General features: G+C 70.2%; 15 protein-coding genes. 6 read left to right on the forward strand and 9 right to left on the reverse strand.

The genetic code is table 11. The features are described from left to right. The first annotated feature begins 8 nt into the window (after window positions 1–8). Together mtnA and ACJMKZ_RS06680 are read left to right on the forward strand one after the other, a co-directional pair. Entirely contained in the window at window positions 9–1,148 is a 1,140-nt protein-coding gene (gene mtnA, locus ACJMKZ_RS06675) for an S-methyl-5-thioribose-1-phosphate isomerase (RefSeq protein ID WP_405232408.1), read from the forward strand. Between the two features lie 11 nt (window positions 1,149–1,159). Beyond that, window positions 1,160–1,777 (forward strand): class II aldolase/adducin family protein, encoded by a 618-nt coding sequence (locus ACJMKZ_RS06680; protein ID WP_405232409.1) that lies wholly within the window; start codon window positions 1,160–1,162, stop codon window positions 1,775–1,777. Between the two features lie 288 nt (window positions 1,778–2,065). On the opposite strand, the gene ACJMKZ_RS06685 is transcribed toward ACJMKZ_RS06680, so the two are convergent. Together ACJMKZ_RS06685 and ACJMKZ_RS06690 are read right to left on the reverse strand one after the other, a co-directional pair. Then, on the reverse strand, window positions 2,066–2,767 hold the full coding sequence (locus ACJMKZ_RS06685) for an esterase/lipase family protein (RefSeq protein ID WP_405232410.1): 702 nt from the start codon (window positions 2,765–2,767) through the stop codon (window positions 2,066–2,068). A 63-nt stretch (window positions 2,768–2,830) separates the two neighbouring features. Continuing rightward, window positions 2,831–3,670 carry a hypothetical protein gene (locus ACJMKZ_RS06690; protein WP_405232411.1) on the reverse strand — a complete coding sequence of 280 codons (840 nt, stop codon included), beginning with the start codon at window positions 3,668–3,670 and terminating at the stop codon, window positions 2,831–2,833. 141 nt (window positions 3,671–3,811) lie between these two features. Between ACJMKZ_RS06690 and ACJMKZ_RS06695 the strand changes: the two genes are divergently transcribed. The 4 genes from ACJMKZ_RS06695 (at window position 3,812) to ACJMKZ_RS06710 (ending at window position 9,458) form a co-directional block, all read left to right on the forward strand. Continuing rightward, window positions 3,812–4,687, forward strand: coding sequence for an alpha/beta hydrolase family protein (locus ACJMKZ_RS06695; RefSeq protein ID WP_405232412.1), 876 nt, complete (start codon window positions 3,812–3,814; stop codon window positions 4,685–4,687). Further along, window positions 4,684–6,456, forward strand: coding sequence for an SLC13 family permease (locus ACJMKZ_RS06700; protein ID WP_405232413.1), 1,773 nt, complete (start codon window positions 4,684–4,686; stop codon window positions 6,454–6,456). Before ACJMKZ_RS06695 ends, ACJMKZ_RS06700 begins: the two co-directional genes overlap by 4 nt. Before the next feature lie 70 nt (window positions 6,457–6,526). After that, a complete protein-coding gene (locus tag ACJMKZ_RS06705) occupies window positions 6,527–8,017 on the forward strand; it encodes a M16 family metallopeptidase (RefSeq protein ID WP_405232414.1) in 1,491 nt (496 codons plus the stop codon). Further along, window positions 8,007–9,458, forward strand: a complete 1,452-nt coding sequence (locus ACJMKZ_RS06710; protein ID WP_405232415.1) for a M16 family metallopeptidase — start codon at window positions 8,007–8,009, stop codon at window positions 9,456–9,458. The genes ACJMKZ_RS06705 and ACJMKZ_RS06710 overlap by 11 nt, the downstream gene beginning before the upstream one ends. A gap of 42 nt (window positions 9,459–9,500) precedes the next feature. Here ACJMKZ_RS06710 and ACJMKZ_RS06715 read toward each other — a convergent pair whose 3' ends face one another. From ACJMKZ_RS06715 to ACJMKZ_RS06745, 7 genes are read right to left on the reverse strand one after another with little or no spacing between them, the layout of a single operon-like run. Next, a complete protein-coding gene (locus tag ACJMKZ_RS06715; RefSeq protein ID WP_405232416.1) occupies window positions 9,501–10,274 on the reverse strand; it encodes an SDR family NAD(P)-dependent oxidoreductase in 774 nt (257 codons plus the stop codon). Window positions 10,275–10,281: 7 nt separating this feature from the next. Next, entirely contained in the window at window positions 10,282–10,587 is a 306-nt protein-coding gene (locus tag ACJMKZ_RS06720) for a DUF4389 domain-containing protein (protein ID WP_405232417.1), read from the reverse strand. Between the two features lie 54 nt (window positions 10,588–10,641). Then, on the reverse strand, window positions 10,642–11,616 hold the full coding sequence (locus ACJMKZ_RS06725) for an aspartyl/asparaginyl beta-hydroxylase domain-containing protein (protein WP_405232418.1): 975 nt from the start codon (window positions 11,614–11,616) through the stop codon (window positions 10,642–10,644). Between the two features lie 10 nt (window positions 11,617–11,626). Next, complete coding sequence (locus ACJMKZ_RS06730; protein ID WP_405232419.1) at window positions 11,627–12,790, reverse strand: OprO/OprP family phosphate-selective porin; 1,164 nt, start codon at window positions 12,788–12,790, stop codon at window positions 11,627–11,629. Between the two features lie 14 nt (window positions 12,791–12,804). Further along, window positions 12,805–13,668, reverse strand: coding sequence for a hypothetical protein (locus ACJMKZ_RS06735; protein WP_405232420.1), 864 nt, complete (start codon window positions 13,666–13,668; stop codon window positions 12,805–12,807). A gap of 9 nt (window positions 13,669–13,677) precedes the next feature. Beyond that, complete coding sequence (locus ACJMKZ_RS06740) at window positions 13,678–15,312, reverse strand: ATP-binding cassette domain-containing protein (protein WP_405232421.1); 1,635 nt, start codon at window positions 15,310–15,312, stop codon at window positions 13,678–13,680. Beyond that, window positions 15,296–16,429 carry a P-loop NTPase family protein gene (locus tag ACJMKZ_RS06745; protein WP_405232422.1) on the reverse strand — a complete coding sequence of 378 codons (1,134 nt, stop codon included), beginning with the start codon at window positions 16,427–16,429 and terminating at the stop codon, window positions 15,296–15,298. Before ACJMKZ_RS06745 ends, ACJMKZ_RS06740 begins: the two co-directional genes overlap by 17 nt. Between the last annotated feature and the right edge of the window lies 1 nt (window position 16,430).

Here is a 16,430-nt window from a genome sequence, read left to right on the forward strand (position 1 = left end):
GAACCGTTATGAACGACTCTGGTAACACTCCCGGCGAGAACTTCAGGACCATCTGGCTGCACCCGGACGACCCCGCCGTCGTGCAGATCATCGACCAACGCCGCCTGCCCCACCGCTACGAGGTCTTCGACCTGCGCAGCCACGCCGACGGCGCCTTCGCCATCCGCGAGATGCTGGTGCGCGGCGCGCCGCTGATCGGCGCCACCGCGGCCTGGAGCCTGTATCTGGCTGCGCTGGAGGCGCACCGGTCAGGTCTCGAAGGCGACGCCGCGCGGTCATTCATCCGCGAGGCGGCGGACGTGCTGGGCGCGACCCGACCGACGGCGGTGAACCTGCGCTGGGGCATCGAGCGCATGCTGGCAACGCTGCGCCAGGCCGGCGACGACGAACTCGCGCAGCGGCTGCGCGCCGAGGCCGAGGCCATCTGCGAGGAAGATGTGGACATCTCCCGGCGCATCGGCGAGCAGGGCGTGGAGTTGCTCGCAGCGATCGCCGAACGGAAGGGCGGCGCCCCGGTCAACATCCTCACCCACTGCAACGCGGGCTCGCTGGCCACCATCAACTGGGGCACGGCGACTGCGCCGATGTATCTCGCAAAGGAGCGGGGCATCCCCATCCACGTCTGGGTGGACGAGACCCGGCCCCGCAACCAGGGCTCCCAGCTGACGGCCTGGGAGCTGGCGGCGAGCGGCATCGACCACACGGTCATCGTGGACAACGCCGGCGGCCACCTCATGCAGCGCGGCATGGTGGACATCTGTATCACGGGCACGGACCGCACCACCCGCGCGGGCGACGTCGCCAACAAGATCGGCACCTACCTGAAGGCCCTCGCCGCCCGGGACAACGGCATCCCCTTCTACGTGGCGCTGCCCTCCACCACCATCGACTGGGACATCGCCGACGGGCTCGCGGATATCCCCATCGAGGAACGCAGCCCGGAGGAGGTCACTCACATCGCGGGGCTGGACGGCGGCGAGATCCGCGTGGTGCAGACGGTGGCCGACGACTCACCGGCCGGCAACTACGCCTTCGACGTGACGCCCGCGCGTCTGGTGACGGGCCTGATCACCGAGCGCGGCATCTGCGACGCCAGCGAGGAAGGCCTGGCGGCGCTGTTCCCGGAACGCGCCGGCGCGGCCGCCTGAGGCCCGGCGCGATGACGGCGACCGGCCCCATCGACGAGGGCTATACCAAATACGAGGTCGCCTGGCGCCCGGCCCCCGCGCTGCCCGCCGACTTGGTCCGCGACCTGAACGACTGCCGCAACCGCCTGTACGACGCGGGCCTCGTGGGCTACTACGCCGAGCACGGCGTCGGCTACGGCAACCTGAGCATCCGCGGCCCGGACCCCGGCACGTTCATCATCAGCGGCACCCAGACCGGCCATATCCCGCGCACCGACGCGAGCCACTACGCCCTGGTGACCGACTACGACATCGATGCCAACCGGGTCGCCTGCGAGGGCCCGATCCAGGCCTCCTCCGAAGCCCTCACCCACGCCGCCATCTACGAACTGGACCCGGCCATCCGCGCCATCGCCCACGTGCACAGCGGCGACCTGTGGCGGCGGCTGAAGGGCCGCATCCCGACCACCGCGCCGGACGTACCCTACGGCACGCCGGAGATGGCCCGGGAGTTCCGCCGCCTGTACGAGCAGACCGTCTTCGCCAGCTCCGGCGTAGCGGTGATGGGCGGCCACGAGGAAGGCCTGGTCGCCTTCGGCGCCACCATCGAGGAAGCCACCGACCGCCTGCTGGCCCTCACCCCCCCGTAGGAGGGCCTTCAGGCCCGATCCGGCTTTCTGTTGGCGTAGGCCCGCCATCGGCTGGGGTGGACTGCTGGGGACGCTCAGTCGGACGTCCTGTCCTCCTTCGCTTCGGCCGGGCCTCCTTCCCGCCGTCATGGCTCCAGTCGGCCCGGACGACCCCGGCAGCCCACCCCAGCCGCTGATGGGCCCGTAGCCGAGAGGCTTGGCGCCAGTCAGCAGGCGCTACTGACTGGCGCTTCCTTCACGCCACCGCATGACGGCCACAAAAGAAGGGGATCGGGCCTGAAGGCCCTCCTACGGCTTTGTGCCCAGGGTGGTGGCGATGACGCGCCAGACCGCCGGATTGAAGCCGAGGCCGAGATGGGAGCCCGGCACGCGGACGTTGCGGGCCTGGGGGTTGTAGCGGTCGATGGACGCGCGCCAGGAGACGACGCCGTCGGACCTGCTGTAGATCGAGGTGACCGGGCACTGGATGCCTTGCATGTTGCGCTCGTGCACGGCTATCTCGAAGCGGTCCAGGTCCAGGTTCTCGCGCTTCGCGAACTCTTCGCCGACCCGGGTGTACTTCGGCCCGCCCACGATCGGCGTACCCATGGTGATGACCTCGCGCACGAGTTCGGGGGCCTCTCGCGCGATCTCGCGCATGACCACACCGCCGAGGCTCCAGCCGATCAGCGTCACGGTTTCGCCGGTGGACTCGTGCAGTTCCCGCACGTGCTCCTTCAGCGTGGCGACGTACTTCGAAACCTTGCCCCGGTTGCGACCGAGCCCCCAGTGGTGCACGTCGTAGCCCAGGCATTTCAGGTAGCGGTACAGCGGGTACATCGAGACGTCACTGGCGCCGTAGCCCGGCGCGAGCACGACCGGCCGGCCGTCGCCGCGAGGTACGAACGTGATCCAGGGCCAGAAGGCCGCGAGGCTGAGCCCCTCCAGCGGCGCGCGGGCCTCGAGCAGGCCCAGCAGGGGCGGCGGCGGCGAGATGGTGGTCTGGTTCATCGGGAGACTCCTCCTGGGCTGGCCGCTCGGACGTGGCCTGTGCGGGGATGATACCGCGTCTGCTCAGCCGGTCCGCGTCATCCGGCTGCCCAGCGCCTTCAGTGCCTGGACGATGATCCACAGAAAGGCCAGAGGCAGCAGGATGGTCTGCAGCACGAAGATGACGATGAGGTTGACGATGTGCTCGCTCGCGTTCGAGACGCGCAGCCGCAGGTCGTCCAGCCGCTGCTTCACGTTCATCGACTCCAGCGATTCGTCCAGCATGGCACCCAATCGCCCCATCATGGTCTCGCTCTCCGGCGCGGGCGGCGCGGCCTGCTCGTTCAGCTCCTCGATCTCCTCACGCGTGGTCTCCAGCGCCAGGGTCGCGGCCTCCTGCTCGGCCGCCAGGAACGTATCGAACACCGCGTTGGTGCCAAGCACGAGCAGCGGCACGGCGAAACGCAGGAACAGCAGGATCAGCAGCAGGCGGACCGCCGCGCCGTCCCAGCGCCGCGCCTGCTCCGACGGCCACCAGATCACCGCCAGCGCCAGGGCGACGGCGGCCACCAGCGCCGCCGTGGTCCCCCACCAGCCGGTCATGCCGAGCAGCACGTTCTGTATGCCGAGGGAGGTGGAGGCCACCAGCATCACGCCGGCGAACTGTTCCACGAGGTCGTTGATGGGATCGAGTATCTGCCCGACGCCGAACGTCACGCCGACGCCGGCGGGCTCCACCGCCACCTCCGTGCCCTGGGCCACGGAGATGACCCCGTTCAGCGTCCTGGCCACGGCGAAGGTGACCAGCGCCCGCCTGAACGCGGCCTGAGCCTGCTCGTTGCCCACCTCGTCCAGTGTCCCGCTGAGGGCGGCGAACACGGCGAGCGCGGCGAGCAACGTGAGGAGGAGATTCCTTCTGAGCATGGATGCGTATCCCGGGCCCTGTGCGGCGAAGGTCCGGCCGAAACCCGGCGTCCAGTGTAGGGAGCCGGACCGCAAAAATACAGCGGGGGCAAGGGCCCGGAACTGCAGTGGAGAGGCCGGGCCTTCTGCTATTCTCGCCCCATGGCCGAGTTCACCGAACTGCCCTGCGGCGCTGCCGACGGGGCCACGTCCACGCTCGTCGCCCACGAGCCCGACGGTCTCGCCGCCGAGGCGCCGGTCTTCCTGGTCACGCCGGCGATGGCGCTGGCGGGCAGCTTCTACCGGCCGCTCGCCGCGCCCATGGCCGCCGCCGGGCTGCGCCTGGTCGCCATGGACCTGCGCGGGCACGGCACCAGCAGCGTCCGTCCGGATCGGCACACCGACTTCGGCTACCGGGAACTGCTGGAGCTGGACTGGCCCGCCGCCATCGCCACGGTGCGCGAGCGTTATCCGGCGGCGCCGCTCGCCCTGCTCGGCCACAGCCTCGGCGGACAGGTGAGCCTGCTCTATGCCGGCGCCAACCCGGGCAGCGTGGCCGCCGTCGTCACGGTGGCCACCGGTTCCATCTGGTGGCGCGCGTTCCCGGCGCCACGGCGCTACCTCTTCCTGCTGGCTACCCAGTTCATCGCCGCGGCCGGCAGGGTGCTGGGCAGCTACCCGGGCCATCGACTCGGCTTCGGCGGCCGGGAAGCCCGCAGCCTGGTGGGCGACTGGGCGCATCAGGCCCGCACCGGCCGTTATCGGGCGAAGGACTCCGACACCGATTACGAGGCGGCGCTGGGGGAGATGCGCGAGCCCGCGCTCCTGATCTCCGTGGCGGGTGACGACTTCGCTCCCGCCTCGGCGGCCGATCACCTGGCGTCGAAGCTGCCGCCGGAGAAAACGACGCGGCTGCATCTGGACGACGCGGTATTCCGCGAGTCGAGCAATGCCCACTTCGGCTGGGTGAAGCGCCCCGGTCCCGTCGTGGATGCGATCGCGGGCTGGATGGCAGACAGCGGAATAACCCGACCGTGAACCTGGAAGTCACGCTGCTGTTCGCGCTGATGGCCGGCGTCCTCGTGATGCTGATCTGGGGCCGGTGGCGTTACGACATCGTCGCCTTCGCCGCCCTGGTGATCGGGGTGATCGCCGGACTGGTACCGAGCGACGAGGCATTCTCCGGCTTCGGCCACCCCGCAACCATCGTCATCGCCCTCGTGCTGGTGCTGAGCCGGGCCCTGTCGAACGCCGGCGTCGTCGACCTCGTGGTGTACTACCTGGTGGACAAGTCCCGCCGCCTCGGCGGCCACATCGCGGTGATGGCCTCCCTGTCGGCCTCACTCTCCACGCTGATGAACAACGTGGCGGCGCTCGCGCTCCTGATGCCCGTGGACATGGAGGCCGCGAGGAAGGCGAAGCGCACCGCCGCACGCACGCTGATGCCCATGTCCTTCGCCAGCATCCTCGGCGGCATGGTGACGCTGATCGGTACGCCGCCCAACATCGTCATTGCCGAGTACCGTGCCGATGCGCTCGGCGAGCCCTACCAGATGTTCGACTTCACGCCGGTGGGCCTCGCCTGCGCCGTCGTCGGCGTGGCCTTCGTGGTGCTCGCCGGCTGGCGGCTGCTGCCGGAGGGCGAGCTGAAGCCCCAGGAGGAAGACGGCGTGCTCACCGGCTACATCGCCGAACTCGAGGTGCCCGAGGATTCGGAGGTGATCGGCAAGCGCGTGCGCGAGCTGGACGAGGTGGCCGAGAACAACGACGCCGCCGTCATCGGCCTGGTGCGCCAGGGCAAGCGCATGCCGGGCTTCGCCCGCATCGTCGAGATCCGCAAGGGCGACGTGCTGGTGGTGGAGGCGAACCCCGAGGGCATCGACAAACTCGCCGACAAGCTCGGCCTCGAGCTGAGCGGTCAGCCGAAGACCGAAGATGACGAGACGCCCGAGGACCTCGCCCTGCTGGAGGTGGCGGTACCCGTGGGCGCCCGCATCGCCGGGCGTTCGGCCAATTCCCTGCGGCTCCTGTATCGCCACGGCGTTGCACTCATGGGCGTCGCCCGCCAGGGCCGGCGCTTCCGCGACCGGGTGCGCAAGGTGGACATCGAGCCCGGCGATGTGCTGCTGCTGATGGGCCCGGCCGAGCAGCTTCCCACCGTCGCCCAGTGGATGGGCTGCCTGCCACTGGCCGAGAAGGACCTTCCGTCGCTGCAGCGACGGAAGTCGGGCATCGCCGTGTCCATCTTCGCTGCGGCGATCGTCCTGGCCAGCACCGGCGTGCTGGACCTCACCGTGGCGCTGGCCGCAGCGGTGGTGGGCATGGTGGCGACGGGCATCATGCCGCTGCGCCAGCTCTACGACTCCATCGAATGGCCGGTCATCGTGCTGCTGGGCTCGCTGATCCCTCTCGGTGAGGCACTGGAGACCACCGGCGGCACCGGGCTAATCGCCGATACGGTGGTGCAGCATTCCGATGTCCTGTCGCCCGTGATGATCCTGGTGCTGCTGATGGTGGTCACCATGACGCTCTCCGACGTGCTGAACAATGTCGCCACGGCGGTCATCGCCGCACCGGTGGCCGTGGAGATCGCCCACCGGCTGGGGGTAAACCCGGATACCTATCTCATGGCCGTGGCCGTCGGCGCCTCCTGTGCGTTCCTCACGCCCATCGGCCACAAGAACAACACCCTGATCCTCGGCCCCGGCGGCTACCGCTTCGGCGATTACTGGCGCATGGGCTTGCCACTGGAGGTACTGATCGTGCTGGTCGCTACGCCGATGCTGCTGTGGGTCTGGCCGCTCTGAGCGGCAGCGTTGGGAACCCCCTGGTGCTCTGGTAGTCTGCTTTCCTCACTACGGCAGGATCGGAAGAACCATGGAATCACGTTATCGCGCAGGCCGGGCAGGCCTGCCGGCCGCACTCGCGGCCCTGCTGCTGGCCGGCTGCCAGCCGGGCGGCGCACCGGAGACCCCCGCCGCGGGCGCCGACGCGCCGCAACCGTCCGCGCAGGCTCGTAACACGGACACCGCCGATGCCGGCTCCGGCTACCGGGTACCGGTGCGCTACCACACGCTGGACAACGGCCTGAAGGTGGCGATGTCCCGGGATGCCACCGCCCCCATCGTCACGGTGGCCGTCTACTACAACATCGGCTTCCGCATCGAGCCCCGGGACCGCACGGGCTTCGCCCACCTGTTCGAACACATGATGTTCCAGGGATCGGCGAACCTCGGCAAGATGGAATTCGTGCAGCTCGTGCAGCGTAACGGCGGCGTGCTGAACGGCTCGACCCGGTTCGACTACACCAACTACTTCGAGATCGTGCCGGCCCACAAGCTCGAAACCGTGCTGTGGGCCGAGGCCGACCGCATGGCCAGCCTGGACATCACCCAGGAGAATCTCGCCAACCAGCAGGCCGTGGTGAAGAACGAGGTCAAGGTGAACGTCCTCAACACGCCCTACGGCGGCTTCCCCTGGCTGGACATGCCCCAGGCGGCCAACGAGAACTGGTACAACGCCCATAATTTCTACGGCGACCTGGAGGACCTGGACGCCGCCACCCTCGACGACGTGGCCGACTTCTTCCACAAGTACTACGCGCCAAACAACGCGGCCGTGGCCATCGTGGGCGACATCGACTACGACGAGGCCCTCGCTCTCGTCGAGAAGCACTTCGGCGATATCCCGCGCTCGGAAGAAGAGATCGTGCTGCCGGACATCAGCGAGCCGCGTCAGGAGAGCGAGAAGCGCGAGGGTCGGGTCGACCCGCTCGCGACGCGGCCGGGCTACGCCTTCGCCTACCATGTGCCCCCGCGCCTCACGCCCGAGTGGTACGCCATGGGGCTCATCGACCAGATCCTGGTGCAGGGCGAGGACAGCCTGCTGCACCAGGCGCTGGTGAAGGACGCCGGCATCACCTCGTCGGTGTCCGGCGGGATCAACGCCTTCCTGGGCAACATGCTGAACTACAACGGCCCGATGCTCTGGCAGGCCTACCTCATCCACGACAACGACGTCGCCGCCGAGCGCATCACCGGCATCATCGACGAGGTGGTCCAGCGGCTGCGCACGGAGCCGGTGGACGCCGACACGCTGGAGCGAGCGACGGTGAAGTGGCGCTCCTCGTTCTACGACTACCTGGGCAGCATGTACGGCTTCGGCCGCGCGGACGTGCTGGCCTCGCTCTCGCTGTTCGACGACGACCCCTCACTCATCAACAACTTCGAGCAACGCATCCTGGCGGTCACGCCGGATCTGATCCTGGAGACGGCGAAGGAATACCTGCGGCCGACGAACCGCACGATCTTCGTGCTGGAAGCCGGCGCGGCGGCAGGCGAACAGGAGGAGGCAGGCGATGAGCAGTAAGACAGCACAGCCGATGCGCAGCGGCGCCCTGGCAATCATGGCGACCATGGCAACGACAGCGGCGCTGGCCACCCTCCTGCTGACGGCGACGGCCGGAGCGCAGGAGGCGGAGCCGGCGAAAGAAGCGCCGCCACCCGGCGGGGAACCGAAGGACTTCTCGCTGCCGGAGAAGGAGAGCTTCGGCCTGGAGAACGGGCTCGAGGCCACGCTGGTCGGCTTCGGCACGCTGCCGAAGGCGACCGTCAGCGTGGTCGTGCGGGCCGGCAACCTCAACGAGGGCGGGCAGACCTGGCTCGCCGATCTGGCCGGCGATTTCCTGCTGGAGGGCACGGCCAGCCGCAGCGCCGCCGAGATAGCCCGCCAGGCCGCCGCCATGGGCGGCCAGGTGAACGTCGAGGTGGGCGCCGACCGCACCATCGTCCAGAGCGACGTCCTGAAGGAATACGCGCCGCAGATGACGCGGTTGCTGGCGGACATCGTCCGCAACGCGGCCTTCCCCGCCTCCGAGCTGGAGCGGCTGAAGCGCGACCGCCAGCGCCAGCTGAGCATCGCGGGCACCCAGCCGCAGCAGATGGCGCTGGCTGCGTTCCGTAACGCACTGTACGGCGACCATCCCTACGGCAACCTGCTGCCGGAGGCAGAACAGCTCGCCGCCTACACGCTGGAGGATGCCCGCGGCTTCTATGCGGAGAACTACGGCGCCAGGCGTACCCACGTCTACGTGGCCGGGCAGTTCGACCGGCAGGCGGTGAGCGCCGCCATCCGCGAGTCCTTCGGCGACTGGGCGGCCGGACCGGAGATCCTGGTGGACGTGCCCGAGCCCGCCGAAGGCAAGGTGGCGGTGGACATCATCGACCGGCCCGGCGCCTCCCAGTCGAATCTGTATCTGGGGCTGCCGGTGCCGGACCCCTCCAGCCCGGACTGGATCCCGCTGCAGGTCACCAACACCCTGCTGGGCGGCTTCTTCTCCTCGCGCATCACGAGCAATATCCGCGAGGACAAGGGTTACACCTATTCACCCTACAGCACGCTCTCCAGCCGCTACCGGGACGCCTACTGGGCCGAGGTGGCCGCCGTGACCACGGAGGTCACCGGCCCCGCCATCGAGGAGATCATGGGCGAGGTCGCGCGGCTGCAGTCCGCCGCACCGCCGGTGGAGGAGCTGGACGGCGTGAAGAACTACACCGCCGGCACCTTCGTGCTGCAGAACTCCACCCGCGGCGGCATCATCAACCTGCTGGCCTACCAGGAGCTGCACGAGCTGCCGGACTCCTATCTGACCGACTACGTGAGCAACGTCTTCGCGGTGACGCCGGAAGATGTGTCGGAGACGGCCGAGCTCTACCTCCGCGAGGAGGACATGACGGTGGTCGTGGTCGGCGACCGCAGCCAGATCGCCGAGCAGGTCGCGCCCTGGGTCGGCGGCGACGAGGAAGACTGAGGACGACCCGGGCGGTTCAATCCCTGATGCGGCGCGGCGGCGTCACCAGCGTGCCGCCGCGCTCATGGCGCCGTCCACGACCAGATTCGCGCCGCTCACCCAGCGGGCCGCCGGGCTCAGCAGGTAGACGATGGCGTCGGCCACGTCCGTGCCCGTGCCGAGCGTGCCCAGCGGCACCTTCTCCCGCCAGCGGGCCACGCCCTCCGGCCAGGCCTCCGCCAGGCCCTCCCGGTCGATCAGCCCCGGCGAGACCGCGTTGACCCGGATGCCCGCCGGACCCAGCTCCATGGCGCTCGCGCGGGTCAGCATGAGAAGACCCGCCTTGCTCGCCGCGTAATGGGCATGGTTCGGCGCGGGGTCCAGCCCCTCGATGGAGGCCACGTTGACGATGGCGCCGCCGCGCCCGGCCGCCTGCCACCCGGCGGCCATCTCCCGCGTGATCAGGAAGACGCCGTCCAGGTTGGTGGCCATGAGCCCGCGCCATTCGTCCGCGCCGATCGCTGCGAAGGCCGTGACGTCCTGGCGTGCGGCCATGTTGACCACGCCGTCCGGCAGGCCGCCCCGCCGCTCCAGCTCGCCGAGCAGCCCGCGGATGCCTTGCTCCCCCGAAAGGTCGGCGCCGACGGTAAACGCATGACCGCCCTGCTCGCCGATACGCCGGGCCAGGGCATCCGCGCGCTCGCCCGCCGTGTGGTAATGCACGATGACGCCCGCGCCCGCCTCGGCCAGGCGCAGCGCGGTCGCGGCGCCGATGCCGCCGGCGCCGCCCGTCACCAGCACGGTCCGCCCGGCGAGGGAGAAGGCTTCGAGGCTCACGCCTGCGCTACTCCTGCGGCCAGTCGAGATCGAAGGGAAACGGACGTTCCTCCGTGTTGAAGGTGAGGTAGCGCACGATCTGATAGGTGTAGGTCGCGAGCTGCTGGCCGAAGCGCTTCAGGTTCTCGTTCGTCCCGGCGGTGAACAGCACCCAGAAGAACTGGAGCACCACCACGGCACCGAGCACGACGCGCGAGACGCCATACAGGAAGGCGATCACCACCATGAAGAACAGCCGCAGCCAGGTGGACCGCGACTTCACGTTCTCTTCCAGGGGACGCTGCGCCCCGGGGCCGGTCCTTTCGTCGCTCATGTCGGCTCCTCCTCTACTCCGCCGGATTCTACTACCCGGCGGCGGATTCGCCAGTCAGCCTGTCCTCCGCATGGCGTCTTCGTCCTGCGCACTGAAGCCGTAGAGCGCCGCGTCCCGGTCGGCCCTCCAGCGTTCGTCCACGGCCTCGAGCCCACCGGCCGCCCGGATCGCGTCCGCCACCTCGCCGGGCCCGATCGCGCCGATGTCCATCAGCCCGAGCGACCAGCCGATCGCCGACTCGTAGCGCGCGCGGCGTGACGACCGGACATCGGGCCACAGCAGCCGGGCGAGTGCTGCCACGGGTTTGCTCTCGGCGGCGCGCAGCAACCCCGCCTCGTCCAGCAACGACGCCCACTGCGCCGGATGTTCCCGGGCGCTCACGTAGAGTGAGACCGCGCGCGCCACTTCCTGCACTGCCCGGCTCTCCCGCGCGGTGCGCTCCGCGGCGAGTATGCGGCCCGGATCATCCGCGCCGGCGGGGATCCGCCGGTCCGCCGGGATCAGGTCGAAGATGAGGTGGATCCGGTCCGATTCCGAGTCGTTGCAGGCGTCGTGCACGGCCTTGTTGTCGAACCACCAGAGCTCGCCCTCGCGCATGCGCACGGTCTCGCCGCCAGCGCGGAGCAGGCTGCCCTTCTCGCTGCGAATCACCAGGTGATAGCGGTCACGGTAGCGGTAGTACTCTCCGCGGTCCGTGTGCGGCAGCACCGTCTTGCCGGCCGGCAGCCGGGCGTAGCGGGCCCGGCCCAGGCTGCCGTTGCGCTCGGCGGCGAACGCCTCGATGAACGCCACGGTGGCGGGGAAGCTGGCGGACATCGACGTGTAACGGCTCTCGTGCACGTCCCGGCGCCGACGACCGCGGATGCGCGATCGACGCAGGCCGCGGATCGGGATGGCGTTGGTATGCCGCTGCGCGGGCGCGGTGAGCTGGCGGCCGGGCTGCGCGGCCCAAAGCGCATCGTGCTCGGCCAGCTCGGCCAGCAGTGGCTCGAGGTGGACGTGTTCCCGAACGCGGCGAAAGTGCTGCATGGCGCGACTCCTACAACGCCGCCTGGAAGCGGAACATCAGGATGGAGCCGTCCTCGTCGATGCCGTCCGGGTTCGGCGCGGCATCGTAACGGCTGTAGTTCACCGAGACCCGCAGCTGCTCGTTGAGATAGAGCGAGACCGCCGCGGTGATCTGGGATTGCTCGCCGCCGGTCACGGGGCCGTCCTCGAGATCCAGGGTGCTGTAGCGGGCCGAGAGCTCCAGCGCGCCCCAGTCCCCTTTCGGACGGACGGATGTGGGCACGCCCCGCGAACGGCTGTAGCGGTAACGCTCGCCGGTGACGATCCAGCCGGCCTGCACGTAACCACCGGTGAAGTCCGCCTCGTTGGGGCCGCCGCTGAGACCCATGCGCATGAACTCCGACTGCAGCCGGACGTTGTCGAGGATGCCCATGAACTCGATCCCAGTGGTCCAGAGGGCGTCCACGCCGGCGAGACGGTCGCTGTTGACCAGTCGCTCGTCGGTCAGGCGCGACTCCGGGCGCGCGCGGATGCGCACGTCCTCGTTCGAATCCACGGAGCGGTACTCCTGGGCCAGGCCCACGTGCAGCACCCGGCGCTTCTTGCGGATGGGCGCCCAGGTCAACCGGCCGATCACCGACGTGCCGTCGACGGTGCGCCGGTCGAGATCGCTGAGCTCGTCGCCGAACACGCCGGCGGTGGCGCTCCAGTCGTCGCCCCAGGCCCGCAGCGATACGCCGGTGAGCATGCCCGGGCTGAGAGCGGATGCCAGCGAGCGCTCCATGAACGCCAGGTCGTTGCTGCTGGCCAGATCGTCCAGGGAGAACGGCGCCACCTGATTGCCGATGGTCAGCCGCTTGCGGCTCCAGCCCCGGTAGCGCACATACAGATTGCGCCAGCCCTCGACGATGCCGACGTCGTAGTCCGCCCGGAACTGCCAGTCGTCGTAACGGGCCCGCAGGATCGCGCGGGCGCGGCGGAAGTCCTGCTCGTCCTCGAGCACCGTCACGTCGTCGTCGTAGCGGGCGACGTCGTAGTGGATACGCCCGCCCACGCTGAAGTAGCGGTCGTCGTCCCACTCGATCTGGGCGCCGTCGTCCAGGCTGAACGACGTCTCCGCAGCCGCGGCGGTGAATGTCGGCGCCGCGCCAGCCAGGAACCCGAACAGCAGCAAGCGGCACGGTAACGTGTGCATGATTCTCTCCATGATCAATCGAAAGGCGTGTAAGCGCCCGCCGCCGCGACGCGGGGGTAAGGCGAGTCGGGGGTTGCCGACGCCTGCGGCTGCAGTCCGTCGAAGAAGTCGGTGACGCGGCGGGCGAGCCCGCCGCTGGCATAGCATTCGTTCCAGTCGTGCCCCGCGCCGGGCATGATCACGAGTTCGCAGGCGGCGGCGCCCGACGTCTTGCGGGCCTGCCGGTTCACGGCCTCCACCCAGGCCGTGGCGCGCGTGAGCCGGTTGTCGCCCTGCTCGCTGTCCAGGCGGCGGTTCGAGCGCAGGGAGTCGTCCCGCTCCACGTCCCGGTCGCCCACCAGCACGCATTTCGGCACGCTCAGGAAGCCCGGGTAGTCGATGGCGAGCGCGCCGGGAAGGCGGCCGGGCGCAAGACCGTAGGGAAAGCTCGCGGCGCGGCTCGGGAAGGTGTACCAGCCGGCCGCGGCCATCGCCAGGGCGGCCACCCTGCCGGGCCGCACCAGCGCATAACGGTGCGCGAACTGCGCGCCGCCGGAGAAGCCGAACAGCAGGCACGGCCGGTCCATGACGGTCTCGTCGAGGATCGCGTCCAGCGCGGCCGCGGCATGGAGGCGCCGGTTCGACGACCGCAGGCGCTGGTAGCCGCGGTAGCGCCGGCGGTCGTACAGCGGCGCGATGAGCTCCGTACCGGTGAGCTCGGCCCAGGGCACGAAGGCGTCCAAGTGGCCCCGCGCATGGCGGCTGATGCCGTGGATGCACACCATGGGCAGCCGCGCGGGATCCGGTTTGCGCGGCAGGAAGCGCAGATAGCGGGTGCGTGGGTCGCATGCCAGCTTGCGTTTAACGATTCGGCCGCCCCCGGCGGTATGACGCGTCATGGCAGGCGCTCAGGCGACGTCTGCGGCGGCGTGCGCCCGATCAGAGGCCACCGAACCGTCGGCGGCCAGTTCGATGACCCGGCCCGCTGCCTCCAGCAGCCGCGGGTTATGTGTGACGACGACGACGGTGCCGGGGAAGCCCGCAATGATGTTCTTCACCACCCGGAGCGTATCCGCATCCAGGTGGGCATCGATCTCGTCCAGCAGCAGTACGCCGGGCTCCGGCCACAGTGCGCGTGCCAGGGCGAGCCGCTGACGCTCGCCGCTGGAGAGATTCAGCCCGGCCTCGGCGATGCGGTCCGGCGAGTCGCCGCCCTCCTCCACGAGATGTTCGAGCCGACAGCGTCGCATCAGGCTGCGGAACGCCTGCGGCGTCATGCCGCGGCTACGGTAGCTGGCGTTGCGACGCACGGAACCGCGGATCAGCGGCAAATCCGGCCCGACGATCGCGACGTGGCGGCGGATGTCCCGGTTACGCAGCCGGGCCAGATCCTGGCCGTCGAGGAGCACCCTGCCTGCGACCGGCGCCTGCAGCCGGGCGGTGACGGCGAGCAGCGAACTCTTGCCGCAGCCGTTCGGCCCGGTGATCGCGACGACGCTGCCGGCGTCGATCGCGAGATCCAGCGGGGCGGCGCCCGGGCAGGCGATCACGCCCTCGTAGCGCAACTCGCCGGCGGCCCGCCGCAGACGGCGGCCGGTCCGGTTACGGGGCAGCCGCGGCCAGCGCAGGAAGGCACGAATGCGCTCGCGGGCCACGTCGGCCGCCTGCCAGTATTCGAATACCCGGCCGAGATCACGGATCGGCGTGGTGAGCCAGGCGACCACGGTCAGGGCGGCCACCATCTCGGCGGCGTCGAGCCGGCCGGCCCCGCCGACCAGTACGGCCAGCAGCGCGCCGGAGCCGAGCAGCTGCACCAGGCTGCGAACGCGCCCCACGAGACGGGCGCGGTCGCCGGCGGCGTGGATCAGTTTCTCGCCACGGCTGTCGAGCCTGCGCCGTTCGCGGGATTCCTTGCCATGGGCCTGGACCGAGGGCACCGCCTGCATCATCTCGGTGACGAAGCGCGCCAGCTGGCCGCGCCGGTTGCGCAGACGCCGGTTGGCATCCGCGAGGGGACCGGCCAGAAGGGCGGCACCGAACCCGCCGACGACCACGAGGCCCGCCGCCATCGCGCCGAGCAGCGCATCCATCCAGGCCAGCACGGCGACCGCCGCCACGAGCAGCGGCAGCGCGACCAGCAGCTGGGCGAGCCCCCGGCTGACCCAGGTCTTGATCGCCTGCAGATCGCCGACGAAGCGTACCAGTGCGCCGCCTTTCGGCTTGCCGGCCAGCGTGCGCGACGGCACGCCGAGCAGATGATCGAACAGCCGCAGCCGCAGCCCGTGCACGAAGACCTGGCCGAGTTCCTCGGCGTCCACACGCTCGCGTCCGCGCAGCCACGCGCCGGCCAGCGCGGCGGTCACCAGGACCGCCAGCGTGACGCCGCCGGCGCCGCCGCCCACCACCGCCTTCGCACCCAGCGCCAGGGCGACCGTGCAGGCCGCCTGCCCCAGCGCGTTCGCCATCAGCGCGGCGAAGCGGGCAGGCGCCGCCCGGGCCGCCGCGCGGACGTCCAGGGCGAGGCTGTCAGCCTGCGACGGCATCGCGCAGTTCCATGCCGCCGTGCTCGCAGGCGAGCAGCGAGCGGGAGACGTAGCGGTCGGACAGCCCGTCGAGGCCGATCACCGGCGGTTCCACCAGGTCGGCGGTCTCGCGCATGGCCAGCGGCGCAGCCGTCAGCAGACCGGAGACGGCAATGACGTCGTGGCCGCGCTCGCGCAGCCAGTCCACGCCCGCCCGCGCGCCCATCGCATCCTGCGCACAGAACACGACGCCGTCGATCGCCCGACGCAGCCAGTCGGCGCCGAGCAGCGCCGCGGTCTCGGACTGGACCAGGCCGTCGGCCACTTCGACCACCGCCACGTCGATGCGGCTGCGGCCGAGTTCCGCGATCAGGGTCTCGTAGATGCGCCGGATGGCGGCCTCTCCCACACGATAGGTGGAGACGTAACCGGCGTCGGTGAAATCGAGCACCGGTTCCGCGCCGGCGTCCTTCATCAGGAAGTAGTCGTTGCAGGCACCGGTGCCGGTGATCTTGGCGGCGCCCACGCGCAGGCCCGCCCGGGTCAGCCCGCGCACCAGGTGGGCGCCCGCCGTGGTCTTGCCGGAGTCCATGGAGGTGCCGGCCACGACAATCACGCGGGGCGGCGCCTCGCCGCCCGAGCCCGCCGGCAACGTGTAGCGGCGCAGGTTGAGCGTATTGCCGTGCTCGTCGGCCAGGACGCCCAGCGCCTCGATCTCGGTGGGGCCGCGGTGGATGCGCTGATGCCAGTTGACGGCCTGGGCGGCGACGCCGCCGGAGGCCACCAGATGGCAATGGCCGATGGTCCGCGGCACGTAGGCCTCGAACTGCTGGGGCGCATAGCGGTCGCCGTAGCAGACCACGATCTCGTCGCCGTGGAACAACTGCACGCGCCGTCCGCGCGCGCACTGCAGCTTGCCGTGGTGGCGGATACGCTTGACCCGTGCGAGGACCAGGTCGCCGGCGGCGGGCCGGGCGTCCGTGACCAGCGTCTTCGCGTCTTCCAGCGGCACCCGCCGGGTCACGAACGCCGAGCGTGCCGCCCTCAGCCGTCCCGCCTCCAGCGGACGTACCGAGCCCGCGGGGAGACCCGACGGGGCCGGACCGACCCGGAGATCCGCAGTTCTTTTCGTCGTCATC

Source organism: Lentisalinibacter salinarum (assembly GCF_040706555.1).
GTDB lineage: Bacteria > Pseudomonadota > Gammaproteobacteria > Steroidobacterales > Woeseiaceae > Lentisalinibacter > Lentisalinibacter salinarum.

Excerpts from the sequence above, each read along its gene's own strand:
- mtnA (WP_405232408.1), top strand. The coding sequence starts at position 9 with ATGAACGACTCTGGTAACACTCCCGGCGAGAACTTCAGGACCATCTGG.
- ACJMKZ_RS06680 (WP_405232409.1), top strand. The coding sequence starts at position 1,160 with ATGACGGCGACCGGCCCCATCGACGAGGGCTATACCAAATACGAGGTC.
- ACJMKZ_RS06685 (WP_405232410.1), bottom strand. The coding sequence starts at position 2,767 with ATGAACCAGACCACCATCTCGCCGCCGCCGCCCCTGCTGGGCCTGCTC.
- ACJMKZ_RS06690 (WP_405232411.1), bottom strand. The coding sequence starts at position 3,670 with ATGCTCAGAAGGAATCTCCTCCTCACGTTGCTCGCCGCGCTCGCCGTG.
- ACJMKZ_RS06695 (WP_405232412.1), top strand. The coding sequence starts at position 3,812 with ATGGCCGAGTTCACCGAACTGCCCTGCGGCGCTGCCGACGGGGCCACG.
- ACJMKZ_RS06705 (WP_405232414.1), top strand. The coding sequence starts at position 6,527 with ATGGAATCACGTTATCGCGCAGGCCGGGCAGGCCTGCCGGCCGCACTC.
- ACJMKZ_RS06710 (WP_405232415.1), top strand. The coding sequence starts at position 8,007 with ATGAGCAGTAAGACAGCACAGCCGATGCGCAGCGGCGCCCTGGCAATC.
- ACJMKZ_RS06720 (WP_405232417.1), bottom strand. The coding sequence starts at position 10,587 with ATGAGCGACGAAAGGACCGGCCCCGGGGCGCAGCGTCCCCTGGAAGAG.
- ACJMKZ_RS06725 (WP_405232418.1), bottom strand. The coding sequence starts at position 11,616 with ATGCAGCACTTTCGCCGCGTTCGGGAACACGTCCACCTCGAGCCACTG.
- ACJMKZ_RS06730 (WP_405232419.1), bottom strand. The coding sequence starts at position 12,790 with ATGCACACGTTACCGTGCCGCTTGCTGCTGTTCGGGTTCCTGGCTGGC.
- ACJMKZ_RS06735 (WP_405232420.1), bottom strand. The coding sequence starts at position 13,668 with ATGACGCGTCATACCGCCGGGGGCGGCCGAATCGTTAAACGCAAGCTG.
- ACJMKZ_RS06740 (WP_405232421.1), bottom strand. The coding sequence starts at position 15,312 with ATGCCGTCGCAGGCTGACAGCCTCGCCCTGGACGTCCGCGCGGCGGCC.
- ACJMKZ_RS06745 (WP_405232422.1), bottom strand. The coding sequence starts at position 16,429 with ATGACGACGAAAAGAACTGCGGATCTCCGGGTCGGTCCGGCCCCGTCG.